The following is a 12540-nucleotide window of genomic DNA, read 5'->3' as shown; positions in this document are numbered from 1 at the left end:
AGCCCACTCCCCTCCCAGGGGGAAGGTCGGGATGGGGGTTCATGGCGCCCAGCCCACTCCCCTCCCAGGGGGAAGGTCGGGATGGGGGCTCATCGCCTCCGCGACAACCCGTCAACAATCTCCAGCACGACCTCGTGCCGCCCGCTGATCTCGTCCGCCTCCGCCAGCCACTCCGCCGGCAGGGTGGTGGTCAAGGCCAGCACGCGGCAACCCGCCGCCCGGGCAGCCTGGATGCCGAAAGGGGCATTCTCCACCGCCAGGCAGGAGTCCGGCGTCACGCCCAGGGCCGCCGCCGCCTTGCGGTAGCCCTCCGGGTCGGGCTTGCCCCGGGCCACGTCCTCCGCCGTCACCACCGCCCCGAAACGCGCCCACAGGGCGGCCGGCACGAGGGCCCGCGCGTTCACCACGGTGGAGCCCGTCACCAGGGCCGCGGGAAGACCGCGCGCCGCCAGGCCGTCGAGCAGGTCCACCGCTCCGGGAAAGACATCGCTACCGGGCAGGGCGCGGAAGATGCGGCGCTTCTCCGCCACCAGGGCCTCGCGCTCCCTGCTGTCCCAGTCCAGTCCCAGCTCCCGGCAGATCCAGGCGCAGGTGTCCAGCGCCTTCTCGCCCTCCCGCTGCAGGGGGAGCATGGCGTCCAGCGCCACGCCTCGCGCCGCGAAGACGGCCTGCCAGGCCCGCACATGGTTGGGCTGCGAGTCGATCAGCACGCCGTCCATGTCGAGCAGGACGGCGCGGAGCCTGAAGGCGGCCTGTCTCACGCCGCCCTCAGGGCAAGGGCTCCAGCACAGCGGTGAAGTGGCGCAGCATGGGTGGCTGCCACACGATGCGGTAGCCCTTGAGCTGGTCACGCCGCTGATGGATCCCGCGCAGCGCGTCGGCCACGAACTTCATGTGGGCGCCGGTGTAGACGCGTCGGGGGATGGCCAGGCGCACCAGCTCCATCTCCGGCGCCTCGCTCTCGCCGAACATGAGGCTGCCGATCTCACAGGCCCGCACGCCGCCCTCGCGGTAAAGCTCCACGGCGAGGGCCTGGCCGGGGAAGTGCTCCGGCGGGATGTGCGGCAGGAACTTCTTGGCGTTGAGGTACACGGCGTGGCCGCCCGCCGGCTTGATGAAGGGGATGCCGGCGTCGTCCAGCTCGTCGGCCAGGCTCTTCACCTGCCCGATGCGGTAGGCCAGGTAATCCTCCTCCAGCACCTCCTCCAGGCCGCGGGCGACGGCCTCCAGGTCGCGGCCGGCCAGGCCGCCGTAGGTGGGGAAGCCCTCGATCAGGATCAATTTGTTCTTGATGCGCTGGGCCAGCTCGCCGTCGTTGAGGCAGAGGAAGCCGCCGATGTTGACCAGGGCGTCCTTCTTGGCGCTCATGGTGCAGCCGTCGCCGTAGGTGAAGAGTTCCTGGGCGATCTCAAGGACGCTGCGGTCCTGGTAGCCCGCCTCGCGCTGCTTGATGAACCAGCAGTTTTCGGCGAAGCGGCAGGCGTCGAAGAAGAGCGGGATGCCGTACTTGCGGACCAGTTCGCTCGTCTCGCGTACGTTCTGCATGGAGACCGGCTGGCCGCCGCCGCTGTTGTTGGTGATGGTGAGCATGACGACGGGAATGTTGTCGGCCCCCACCTGCTTGATGGTGTGCTCCAGGCGGTCCAGGTCCATGTTGCCCTTGAAGGGGTGCTCCGTCTCCGGTTCGTAGGCCACGTGACCGGCGCAGTCCAGGGCGAGACCGCCGTTGGCCTGGACATTGGCCCGCGTCGTGTCGAAGTGGATGTTGTTGGGCACGGCCATGCCCGGCTTGAGCAGGGTGGAGAAGAGCAGGTTCTCCGCCACACGGCCCTGGTGGGTGGGGATGACGTGCTCGTAACCGAAGATGCGCCGCACGACCTCGACGAAGTGGTAGTAGTTGCGGCTGCCGGCGTAGGATTCGTCGCCGTGCATGATGCCGGCCCACTGGTTGTCGCTCATGGCGCTGGTGCCCGAGTCCGTGAGCAGGTCGATGAAGATGTCCTCGGCGCGCAGGCTGAAGAGGTTGTAGCCGGCGGCCACGATCTTCTCGTCACGCTCGGCGCGCGTCAGTCGCTTGACGCGCTCCACCACCTTGATGCGAAAGGGTTCCGCCGGGAAGTCCATGTGCTCCTCGTCAGGTCTGCAATAGAGTGGCGCTCTTCTTCATCATGAAGCTCCTTCCCGGCCGTCCCCCTGGCCGGGGGACGGGGATCAGCGACCCATGGCCCGCAGCATGTCCCGCACCGCCGCCTCCAGGCCCGCGAAGACGGCGCGGGCGATGATGGAGTGGCCGATGTTCAGCTCCTCTATCTCCGGCATGGCGGCGATGCGCCCCACGTTGGGGTAGTTCAGGCCGTGGCCGGCGCTGACCCGCAGGCCGAAGCGGCGCGCCGCGATGGCCGCCTCGCGGATGCGCTCGGCGGCCTGTTCCAGCTCCGCCTCGCCGCGCTGGGCGGCGTAGTCGCCCGTGTGCAGCTCCACGAACTGCGCCCCCAGGCGCCGCGCCTCCTTCACCTGGTCCAGCTCGGGATCGATGAAGACGCTGACCACGATGCCGTGGTTGCGCAGGACGCGGATGCGCTGGGCCAGATCGTCGCCGCCCGCCCGCAGATTGAGCCCGCCCTCGGTGGTCAGCTCCTCGCGGCGCTCGGGTACCAGCGTCACCATGTCGGGCGCCGTGTCCAGGGCGATGTTGACCATCTCCTCGGTGGCCGCCATCTCCAGGTTGAGGTGCGTTCCCACCACGGCGCGCAACAGCTTGAGGTCGCGGTCCGAGATGTGGCGGCGATCCTCCCGCAGGTGGCAGACGATGCCGTCCGCCCCGGCGCGCTCCACCAGCCCCACGGCATGGAGCGGATCGGGCTCGATGCCCTGCCGCGCCTGGCGCAGGGTGGCGATGTGGTCGATGTTGACGCCCAGTCTCATCTCAATCCTCCATGGCGGCGGGGAAGGCCGTGCTCGGCCAGCCCGTCGTCTTTTGCGGCGCCGCGGCCTCCGGCGCGCGCTGCGCCAGCCAGTCGCCCGGCCGTGGCGCCGACAGGACCAGGCGGGCCGGCGCCAGCGCCAGGTCGGGGGGCAGGCCGTCCAGCCAACGCGCCAGCAGCCGCAGGGTGCGCGGCCGAGGGTGGGCGATGGCGATGACAGTCCCCTCGCGGCGGGCCAGGGACTCCAAGGTTTTCAGCTCGGCGGCAATGGCCTCGTCGCTGTCCACATGGTCCAGAAAAATGCGGTTGACGTGGACGGGGATGCCGGCGGCGCCCAGCACGTCCGGCACCCGCGAGCCGGCGATGGTGCGGCTGTCGATGAAAGGCAAGCCCAAGGGCTGCCAGGTCCGGGCGAAGGTTTCCAGGAACCGTCGGTCCAGGCTGGCGCGCGACCCCTGGTGGTTGTTGGCGGCCACCATGTCCGGCAGTTCGCGCCGGGCGCGGGACACCAGGGCCTCCATCTGGTCGGGGCCGGCTTTCACCGGCAGCAGCAGGCGCTCGGCGGGCAGGTGCGGGTTGAGCGGCTCCCAGGGCAGATGGGCCAGGTAGTCGCGGCCCAGCCTGGTGCAGCGATCCGCCAGGTGCGCGGCCAGCGGCGTGCCGGGGATGATGGAGAAGGCCACCTCCGGCGGCAGGGCTTGGCAGGCGGCCAGGCGCTCCGCGCCGATGGGGTGTCCCATGTCGTCCAGGATGAGCAGGATGCGGCCGGCCGCTCCATGGAGGGGCGGTCCCGCCAGGGGCAGGATGAGGAGCAGGAAAGAGAGCAGCCAAGCGGACAGGCGGATCACAGATCGTCGTCCCACTGGATGATGCGGAAGACCGGCGTAGGGCCAAAGATCGGACTTTGGCAGAACTCATCAAGCGGAACGGACTTGATCACGGTGAAGGTGGCGTGGCCGGCCAGCACGCTCTGGCCAAGGCGCAGTTCGAAGAGAATGGCGAAGCGGACCAGGGAGTCCGGCGTGGCCAGATCGGCCAGATCCTCCCCCACGCCCACCCAGCGCAGGTCCACTTCCGGGTAGTGGCGGAAGAGGCGGCCGGTGGAGAGCAGGTCCGTCTCGCGGGGCATCATGTCGTACTCGCCCAGTTCCGTGTTGAAGAAATTGAACTGGTAGTCCGGGCAGGCCAGGCACTCGGCGTAGCGCAGGCTGTCGCGGTGGATGTAGGAGCTGCGGAAATTCTCCAGCAGCCCTCCCACGGTGCTCTGGTCCGTCCAGAGGGAGAGCGGGTCGCCCAGGGGCGGGGCGAAGGGGTTGTCGCAGGAGATGGCCAAGAGGAGGCCGGCCATCAACCCCCATCCTGATCTTCCCCCTGGCAGGGGGAAGGAAGAGCTCATGGCCACAGGAAGACCTGCTTGAGCTGCGTCCAGGAGGGCAGGCTGTCGGCGCCCCAATCCTCCCAGCGATGGATGGCCCAGTCGCCGTTGAGCAGGTTGCGCGAGAGGCCCAGGCGCAGGGTGCCGGCCCAGGCCTCGTCGGAGCGACCCGCCGAGGCGGGCAGCGCCAGGCGGTAGTCGGCCGTGTAAGAGGCGGAATCCCCCGCCGTGAGCGAGTCCGTGCGCAGGAGGTGCAGGGAGGGCCGCGCCTGGAGAGCCTCGTAATGGTCGCAGAAACGCTGCCAGGCGGCCAGCTCCTCGTCCAGACCCCAGCTCAGGCCCTGGCCGGCCACGGCCGGATCCGCCACAAAACGGAAAGGCCGCGTCCAGCCGCTGTCCGCCAGCAGTTCCCCGTAGACAACGGGCTCCAGGGCCGCCACCACCGTGGCCAGGTTGGCCAGCACGGCGTCGGGGCTGATGGGGGGCCGCCAGGCGAGGTGGTCGCCGTCGTCGGGCTGCTGGCTGTCGCGGGGCTCGAAGAGGGCGCAACCGGCCAGCGCGGTGGCCAGGAAAAGACGAAGCGGAAGGAGGTTGCCCCGCCTTCCGCTCCCCTCGGATGTCGTGTCGATCCGTGTCACGCCGGTCCTACAGCTTGGCGATGACGGCCTCGCCCATCTCCTGCGTCCCCGTCGTGCCGCCCATGTCGTAGGTGCGGGCCTTCCCCTCCTTCAGCACGGCGGCGATGGCGGCCTCCAGCCGGTCGGCCATGGGCTTCTCGCCCAGCCACTCCAGCATCATCTTGGCCGTGAGGAACATGGCCATGGGGTTGACCTTGTTCTGCCCGAAATACTTCGGGGCGCTGCCGTGGGTGGGCTCGAAGACGGCGTAGTTGTCGCCGATGTTGCCGCTGGCGGCAAAGCCCAGGCCGCCCACCAGTTGGGCGCCCAGGTCGCTGATGATGTCGCCGAACATGTTCTCGGCCACCAGCACGTCATAGTCGAAGGGATTCTTCAGCAGCCACATGCACTGCGCGTCGATGTTGGTCTCCCAGAGCTGGATCTCCGGGTAGTCGGCCGCCACCTTGCGGGCCTCGCGGATCATGAGGCCGCCCGTCTCGCGCAGGACGTTGGGCTTCTCGACGACGGTCACGCTCTTGCGGCCGTACGTGCGGGCGTAGTCGAAGGCGGCTTTGACGATGCGCCGGCAACCCTGCCGCGTCATGATGCGCGTGGAGAGGGCGATGTCCGCCAGGTCGAAGGCGCCGAACTTCTTCATTTTCGGGTTGAGGCAGAGCGCATCGTAGACCTGCTGGGGCAGCGGATGGAACTCCACGCCGCCGTAGCTGCCTTCCGTGTTCTCGCGGAAGATCACCAGGTCGATGCCTTCCTTGTAGTTGAGCGGATTGCCCGGATAGGCCTTGCAGGGACGCAGGTTGGTGTGGAGGTTGAACTCCTGGCGCAGGCGGACGATGGGGCTGAAGTAGTCGTAGCCCTTGCCGCGCAGTTCCGACGCCAGCTCCTCCACCGCCTCCTCCTTGGGCTTGGAGGTGATGGCCCCGAAGAGGGCGGCGTCGGTGGAGCGCAGCACCTCCAGCGTGCGGTCGGGCAGGGGGTTGCCCTCCCGGCACCAGAACTCCCAGCCGATGTCCCCGTGGATGTATTCTGCCTCGAAGCCCAGGGCCTGGAGGACGGGCCGGGTGGCGTCCATCACGTCGTTGCCCACGCCGTCCCCGGGCAACCAGGCGATGCGGTACTTGGCCATGTCGCGGTCTCCTTGAAACTGATGAGGCTGCATCTATCGCACCGCCGGATGGCCCGGCCGGTGTCACAAAGCGAAGGAGAAAGTGAAGCGGTGGACATCGGCCAGGGCGCTCGAGAAGGGCAGCCAGGCGTAATCCAGCCGCAGGTTGCGCCAAGCGAAACCCACTCCCAGGGTGGAGCCCCGCTCCTCGTAGCCGCTCATCCAGCCGCCGCGCAGGGTCAGGCCGGCCACCGGCATGGCCTCGGCGCCAAGATGGAGATGGCTCCCGTCATCCTGCAAATGGCGCAGCTCGGCCTGCAGGCCGCCGCTCCACCCGCCCAGGGGCAGTTCGCCCTGCCATTCGGCGCCCAGGCCCAGGGTGCGGGGCGGATCGGGCGCCTCGTTCACGAAGTCCGACGAGTAGCCCAGGTTGCGTGCCGTGGCCGACACGGCGACCAGGCGCCCCACCTCGCGGCGACGCTCCCAGCGCAGGCCCAGATCCCCGGTCCAGCCCCGCGAGTTCTCGTTGTACATTTTTTCCTGGATGCGGCGCAGGGCCGCCCCGGCCCGCAGATTCTCCTTGAGCGGGACGGAGAGGGAGAGGCCGACCGCCAGGTCGTCCAGGCGGAACTCGCCGGTGGGATCGGGATTGGGACCATCCCGCAGCTCGAAGTTGTCGGAGCTGAGCACGCGCAGGTCGGCCCCCCAGGACCAGGTCCTGAAGGATGAGCGGAAGGCCAGGGCCAGGTAGTCGGACTCGAAGATCCAGTCCGAGCGGGTGATGGCGAGATGGGTCAGCTCGTCGGGCGGGGCCAGGGCCGGGTTGCGCACGGGGCTGAGCGCGTCCCGCCAGCCCACGGCGCCATTCTCGCCCAGGGCCGAGGAGGCGGCGTCCGGGCAGATCTTGAGAAAGGCCAGCCCGGTGGCGCCCTGCGCCAGGCCGGCGCCGGCCAGCGTCAGAGCCAGTGAGACGGCGAATCCACGCATGGGCAAGCACCTCCCCCAACAACCTGTCGGCGACCACGGGCCCTGTCGCGGTGCATGGCCGGGATCCCCCGATGGAACGCACGTGTCAGAAAGTCACCCGCCATGTGATGACATGGATCTCGTCCGGATCGTTCTCGTGGAAGGTGACAGCGTAGTCCAAACCCGCCTCGAAGCGGTCGAAGGGCCAGGCGAAGCCCAGCCCGAGGGCCGGCGAACCGTCGTCCCAGCCCGCCCGCAGGGCCCAACTGCCCATTTCGCCGGGGGGGCTGCGCCACTCCAGGCCGCCGCGCAGGTCCCAGGCGTCCACGTCGCTCGCCTCGTAATCCAGCACAAGCAGAAGACGGTCGTGGATGAACTCGCCGCCCAGCCCCACCGTGAGGAGGACGGGCAGATCGTCCTCGCTGGAGCCGCCCCGGCCGGATCCCCAGAGGGTGCTGGAGTCCCAGGCCAGGGAGCCGCCCAGGTTCTGCACGCTGAGGCCGGCCCACAGGTTGGAGCGGGGTCGCACGGAGAAGCCCAGGTCGAAGGCGGCGGTGGTCTCCTTCAGTTCGGTGCTCCCCTCGTCCATGCCGGAGAAGCCGCTGGTAAGGATGCTCATGTTCACGCCCAGCGCCAGAAAGCGCGATGGGTTGAGCGCCACGCCGAAGCTGAAGAGGTTGTCCGATGCTTCCAGGCTGCGTCCGGTGGGCTCGCCCCAGGTGGTGGTCTCGGGAATGCCGTCCACGGCGGCGCGCTGGAAGCTGAGCCCGAAAGCGCCCATGGGTTGCAGGGGCCACAGCAGGTGGACGCCCACCAGGTCGCGGTCCAGGGAAAGCTTGTGCCAGTCCAGGTTGGCCTGGCGCGTGCGCCACCAGCCGATGAGGGCCGGATTGACCAGGCGCGATTCGGCGGAGAGCGGATAGGCCGCCCCGGCGTTGCCCAAGGCCATCAGGGCGGCGGAGTGCCCCACGCGGCGCAGGGCCCCCGCCGTGCCGCCGTTGCTGTTCTCGTCGGCCGCCGCGGGGTTGGGCGAGGCCAGCAGGCCGCCCAGCGCCAGGGAGGCCAGGCCCGGCAGGATCCAGGGGCGGGCGCGCATCATTTCACCACCATCAACTTGCCCCAGGTCGAGATGCCGGGGGCCTCCACCAGATAGAAGTACACACCGTTGGCCGCCAGATCGCCGCGGCGGTTGGTGCCGTCCCAGTAGAACTCGACACTCTGGCCGGCGGGGACAGCCACACCGTCCGCCACCGACTTCACGAGATCCATGGCGAAATCATAGATGCGGATGCTGGCGCCGCCCGCCCGCTCCGCCTTCACCGCCAGGGTGGCCGCGCCGTGGACGCGGGGCGAGAAGGGGTTGGGGAAGAAGCGGGGGCCGGAGGGCTCGTGATGCGTGCTGGTCCACGTGTTGCCGCGGTCGCCGCTGCTGAACAGCCCTCGCGGCGTTCCCACCAGCAAGCGGCCGCCCACCACCTCGACGGCGTAGACCGTGGGGCTGAGCATCAAGCGGCCCGTCTGCCCGTCGCGAAGCTGGCCGTAGTTGGACCAGCTGCCCGCCGCGCCGCGCCGGTTGGATTTCCAGAGGCCCGTGTCGCTGGCCACCCACACGTCCTCGCCGTCGAAGGCCAGGTCCCAGATCTTCACCCCGCGCAGGTCCTCCACCTCGGTCCAGCTGGCGCCGTCGTCGCCCGTCCAGCTGAGGCCGTAGTAGTCGCCCACGCTGGCGAAGGTGGCCCAGCCCGCCACCCAGATCTCGTCGCGGCCGTCGGGCAGCAGGTTCTGCTCCATCGTCACCACCCAGTTGCCCGTGATGGTGGGGCTGCCGTCCAGCTGCGGATGCTGGAAGTCGAAGCGGCGCCAGCCGCGGCCCAGCCGGTTGTCGCCGGGGGCGTGCAGGCTGTCCCAGGGCAGGAAGTTGAGGCCGCCCGCGCTGCCCGCCCAGACGCCGTTCACGCTGGCGAGGACGCTGAAGGCGCGGTGGTTGAGGTGGGTCACGGGCTGGAAGCGTTCGCGGTCCGGCACGAAGAGGCGCCAGCACTCCGTGGCGAGGCTGTAGCGACGGAAGCCTCCGGCGAAACTGGCGGCCCAGATGGCGCTGTCGCCCTCCAGGGCCAGGCCCCAGGTGATGTTCTCCACCGGCGTGCGGTTGGGCAGCTCGATCAGCCAGTGCAGGCTGTCCCCCGTCTCGCAGTCGGTGGCGATCCACTGGCGTGGGTCGATGCTGGTGTCGAAGACCTCGTCGATGGGCTGGGGCAGCCAGGTCCAGGTGCCGCCTCGGTCCTGGCTGAAACCGATCCCCGTGCCGGCCCCCTGCACGTTGGCGATGGAGGTGTCCACCACCGTGGCGGCGGCCAGCAGGCCGGGACCGGCCGCCAGGCCGGAGACGCCGCCCCGTCCCACGCCGCTGCTGTCGGTGAAGGTGACGAAGCTTGCGCCGAAGTCGGTGGAGCGCAGCACGCCGAAGCTGTTGGCGCCGTAGAGCAGGGTGTCCGCGCCCTCCACCACCAGGCGCATTTGCGTGATGGAGTTGCTCACCATGCCGGGGAAGGGCGGATGGGGCGACTGGTCGAAGAGGCCGCCCAACTCGCCGGGCCGCAAGGAGAGGCGGGCCTCCGGCAACGCGGCGAAGGAGGCGGCCGCCAGCACAAGGACCAACATGGCGCGCTTCATCGGAGCGCCTCCGCGCTGACGCGCCAGACATGGGGCAGGGGCCGCAGGGCCATGCCCTCGCTCCGCAGCCCGGCCGGCCAAGCATCCGGCTGCCCCGGAGCTTCGTTCAGGTTGTGGATACGGATGAAACGTTCCTCCAGGGGAGACACGTGGAATTGATCATAAGCCAGGAAGCGCAGGAAATACATGGTGTACTGGTAAGGCACCGGTCGACCCGCCAGAGTGATGCCCGCCTGATAGATCCCGTCACCCGTTGGATCCGACATGGACTGGGTCAGGGTCTGGGCCGGATTGTCCATAGCCGTGATCTCCCAGGTGACCTCCCTGATGTCGGCCAGGGTCTGGGGATCGAAGGCGGGGATCGTCATCAGATAGATGTTGGAGTCAGCCGGGTCGGTGCTGGGCACGAACAGGTGGATGGTGTCCCCCGTGTCGAGCGGCTGGTAGCCGCCGTTGCCCAGGCGCAGGTAGAACTGCAGGTCCGCGCCGGCCAGGGCGGGCGGGCCGTTCTCCAGGTCCACGACCAGCGAGCGCTCGGCCTCGTGGCCCACCCGGTCCGTCGCCGTCACGCGCAGGGTGTCCGGGCCCTGCCGCCCGGCGGCCAGCTCCGGCCCCACTGTCACCGTCCACAGGCTGTCGCCGCCAGGGGTGAAGGCCCAGCTGCGCATGCCGCCGCCCGTCTGCCGCAACTGGACGGTGGCCAGATCCTCCGCCCCGTCCGGGTCCGCCGCCCGCGCCGTCGCTGTGAAATGGCCACCCGAAGGCAGCAGGGCCGGCGCCTCGACGGCGAAAACCTCTGGGGCGCGGTTGACGAGGCGCTCCCGCGTCACCTGGCGGAAGTCACGCTCCACGCCGTTCCCCACCAGGCGGAAGCGGAAGGTGAAGCTTCCCAGCCCAGTGGCGAAATCCGCCGCCAGGCGGGTGGTGAACCAGCCGTCCCCCGCCACGTTGTCGCCGCTTTGGGCCTCCTGGCCGGGGCCGGGATCGGTCAAGACCAAGTAGTCGCCATCGTCCAGAAGCAGGTAATCCAGGGGCGTGGGCAGCTCCGGACCGCTCACGCGAAGCTCCACCCGCCACTCCCCCGTCGCCGGGAGACTGGCCTTGGCGCGGAACTCCAGGGCCTCGGGCCAGCCGGCCACGATCACCTCGGGCAGGTGGATGGCGCTGAGGGCCGGATCCACCACGGTGGGATCCGGCAGGTTGTCGGCACAGGACCAGAACAGCGGCAGGATCGCCAGCCAGCGCTTTCGCATGCAAATCACCTGAGCTTGAATTCGTTTCGCGGGGTATCCACCGCTTCACCGCCTTGCGAGAGTATGGATTGGTCCGCTGGAATCCAACCTGGAGCAAGTCGGGCAGGGCGCCGGCGGGCTCATGAACAGGTTGGAACTTCCCAAGTCCAGAAGTGGCCCTAGTCGACCCTCACGACCGCCCCCGCTCGGTCTGAAGAGGGAACGGAGTTGGTCGCGATTCGCCAGGATCATGATGATCACCAATGGAAAAGTTCTGCAGCTGACGGCTTCGCAAGGAGACCTGAACGCCGGTCAGGGGCCGCTCCGGGTGGGTGCCAGCGCGGCCGCGCGTCGCGGGACTCCAGAAATCACGAAAGCTCCCGAAATGAAGTTCAGCCCATTTCCGCAGGCCGCAAAGGGGAGACATTGATGCGGCAGGCGGAGGGCGCTTCAAGCATCCTGGAATTGCAGAAGGCAGAAGAGTGCAAGGGACTGTAGTAGCAGGTCTATCCGAACAGGGGAGTGACTGATGAGCTTGAGAATCAACCAAAACCCGCTGGCGATCGGGGTTCACAGGCAACTGATGAACACCCAGTACTCGCTGGACCAGGCGGTCACCCGGCTCTCTTCCGGCCTTCGCATCAACCATGCGTGGGACGATCCGGCAGGACTGGCCGTCTCCGAGAAGATGCGCGCCCAGATCAGCAGCATGGTCGAGGCCGAGCGCAACGCCAACTATGCCATCAACATGCTGGCGACGGCGGAAGGCGCCCTGGGTGTCATCGACGAGAAACTGATCCGCATGAGGGCATTGGCGGTTGAGGCGTCCAACGGCACGCTGACCTCGCTGGACCGCAGCTACCTGGATGTGGAGTTCCAGCAGCTGAAGAGCGAGATCACGCGCATTGCCAACGTGACGAACTACAACGGTCTGTACCTCATCGACGGAACCTATGCTGAAGGCGCCGCTGGCCCCGGTGGACAAGGCATCAAGCTGCACATTGGGACGTACAACGTCTCCGACCAGGACTTCTACTATGTGAACCTGGGAGACATGACGTCCAGCGGCCTGGGCCTCGCATCCGTTGATTTGACGAACACCGCCACCGCCCAGAGTGCCATTGACACCCTCGATTCGGCCATCAACGTGAAGGACACGGAGCGCACGCGCATCGGCTCCTATGTCACCCGTCTCCAGGCGACCGTGCAGAACCTGCAGATCTCCAAGGAGAACATCGTCGCCTCGGAGTCCACCATCCGCGACGCCGACATGGCCGAGGAGATGGCGGCCTTCACCCGCGCCCAGATTCTGATGCAAGCCGGCATCGCCATGCAGGCGCAAGCCAACAACCTGCCCTCCATCGTGGCGGGTCTGCTGCGCTGATCCAACCACTCGGAGCAGATTGAGGACCGGCGCCCCGCGGGGCGCCGGTTTTGTTTACTGGAGCGGGCCTGCGGCCCAAGAATCGCCCCCTGCCCGCTTCCAGGCTCAAGTCCAGGCCCCCGCCCCCTCAAGCTTTTCTTGATTCTCCCGACAAAGGTAGCAGCCCGGAGACGCAGGGAATGGATGAGAGTCCCTGGCAAGGCCGGACCTCGTGACATCCTGGATTACAGAAGGCAGAAGAGTGCT

The 12540-nt window shown here is 68.5% G+C and carries 12 protein-coding genes; 1 reads left to right on the top strand and 11 read right to left on the bottom strand.

The genetic code is table 11. The features are described 5' to 3' along the window. Positions 1 to 89: 89 nt before the first annotated feature. From Q8O14_14990 to Q8O14_14940, 11 genes are all read right to left on the bottom strand, one after another. A complete protein-coding gene (locus Q8O14_14990; protein MDP2362032.1) occupies positions 90 to 761 on the bottom strand; it encodes an HAD family phosphatase in 672 nt (223 codons plus the stop codon). 7 nt (positions 762 to 768) lie between these two features. Then, a complete protein-coding gene (locus Q8O14_14985; protein ID MDP2362031.1) occupies positions 769 to 2124 on the bottom strand; it encodes a tryptophanase in 1356 nt (451 codons plus the stop codon). A gap of 87 nt (positions 2125 to 2211) precedes the next feature. Continuing rightward, complete coding sequence (locus Q8O14_14980; GenBank protein MDP2362030.1) at positions 2212 to 2925, bottom strand: pyridoxine 5'-phosphate synthase; 714 nt, start codon at positions 2923 to 2925, stop codon at positions 2212 to 2214. A 1-nt stretch (position 2926) separates the two neighbouring features. Continuing rightward, on the bottom strand, positions 2927 to 3772 hold the full coding sequence (locus Q8O14_14975) for a divergent polysaccharide deacetylase family protein (GenBank protein MDP2362029.1): 846 nt from the start codon (positions 3770 to 3772) through the stop codon (positions 2927 to 2929). Next, complete coding sequence (locus Q8O14_14970; protein ID MDP2362028.1) at positions 3769 to 4272, bottom strand: hypothetical protein; 504 nt, start codon at positions 4270 to 4272, stop codon at positions 3769 to 3771. Before Q8O14_14970 ends, Q8O14_14975 begins: the two co-directional genes overlap by 4 nt. A gap of 44 nt (positions 4273 to 4316) precedes the next feature. Next, positions 4317 to 4937 carry a hypothetical protein gene (locus Q8O14_14965; GenBank protein ID MDP2362027.1) on the bottom strand — a complete coding sequence of 207 codons (621 nt, stop codon included), beginning with the start codon at positions 4935 to 4937 and terminating at the stop codon, positions 4317 to 4319. A gap of 7 nt (positions 4938 to 4944) precedes the next feature. Then, a complete protein-coding gene (locus tag Q8O14_14960) occupies positions 4945 to 6060 on the bottom strand; it encodes an isocitrate/isopropylmalate dehydrogenase family protein (GenBank protein MDP2362026.1) in 1116 nt (371 codons plus the stop codon). Positions 6061 to 6123: 63 nt separating this feature from the next. Continuing rightward, on the bottom strand, positions 6124 to 7026 hold the full coding sequence (locus Q8O14_14955; protein ID MDP2362025.1) for a hypothetical protein: 903 nt from the start codon (positions 7024 to 7026) through the stop codon (positions 6124 to 6126). 85 nt (positions 7027 to 7111) lie between these two features. After that, positions 7112 to 8104: a hypothetical protein gene (locus Q8O14_14950; GenBank protein ID MDP2362024.1), complete on the bottom strand. Its 993-nt coding sequence runs from the start codon at positions 8102 to 8104 to the stop codon at positions 7112 to 7114. Beyond that, positions 8101 to 9678 (bottom strand): hypothetical protein, encoded by a 1578-nt coding sequence (locus Q8O14_14945; protein MDP2362023.1) that lies wholly within the window; start codon positions 9676 to 9678, stop codon positions 8101 to 8103. The genes Q8O14_14950 and Q8O14_14945 overlap by 4 nt, the downstream gene beginning before the upstream one ends. Further along, the gene (locus Q8O14_14940) at positions 9675 to 10931 is read right to left on the bottom strand and encodes a hypothetical protein (GenBank protein ID MDP2362022.1); all 1257 of its coding nucleotides are present in this window, start codon (positions 10929 to 10931) and stop codon (positions 9675 to 9677) included. The genes Q8O14_14945 and Q8O14_14940 overlap by 4 nt, the downstream gene beginning before the upstream one ends. A 508-nt stretch (positions 10932 to 11439) precedes the next feature. Between Q8O14_14940 and Q8O14_14935 the strand changes: the two genes are divergently transcribed. Continuing rightward, positions 11440 to 12294 carry a flagellin gene (locus tag Q8O14_14935; GenBank protein MDP2362021.1) on the top strand — a complete coding sequence of 285 codons (855 nt, stop codon included), beginning with the start codon at positions 11440 to 11442 and terminating at the stop codon, positions 12292 to 12294. Positions 12295 to 12540 lie beyond the last annotated feature (246 nt).

The sequence above is a fragment of the bacterium genome, from assembly GCA_030685015.1.
Taxonomy (GTDB): domain Bacteria; phylum CAIWAD01; class CAIWAD01; order CAIWAD01; family CAIWAD01; genus CAIWAD01.
The sequence above is the reverse complement of the archived record's forward strand: the minus strand, read 5'-3'. Positions and strand labels throughout refer to the sequence as shown.